This is a genomic window from Monashia sp. HAY1-2A (assembly GCF_056755315.1).
This window is the reverse complement of record NZ_JBNDHY010000814.1, coordinates 1-234: the sequence shown is the minus strand read 5'-3', so window position 1 is coordinate 234 and position 234 is coordinate 1. Positions and strand designations below refer to the sequence as shown.

Genomic DNA, 234 nt, shown 5'->3' with positions numbered 1-234 from the left:
CGACTACCTCGTCCCGCTCGACCAGGACCATGCCCGCTACGCCGTCGAGACGCTGGAGCCGCAGGCCCACGACAGCTTCTTCCGCTGGGGCTTCTTCAACAGCGTGCTGGAAAAGAAGGAAGCCTATTCGGACTACGTGTTCGAGGACGAGGCCGAGCGCCTGCTGGCCGCCGAGCCGGAACTGGCCGCGAAGTTCGGCGCGTGGAAGGCCGCCAATCCGGACCTGCTGAAGGA

1 protein-coding gene is annotated in these 234 nt (G+C 65.8%); it reads left to right on the top strand.

The annotated features are described in order from the left end of the window. Positions 1 to 234, top strand: a 234-nt coding sequence (locus ACPYOM_RS24035) for a hypothetical protein (RefSeq protein WP_481347907.1), incomplete at both ends; no start/stop codon positions are given.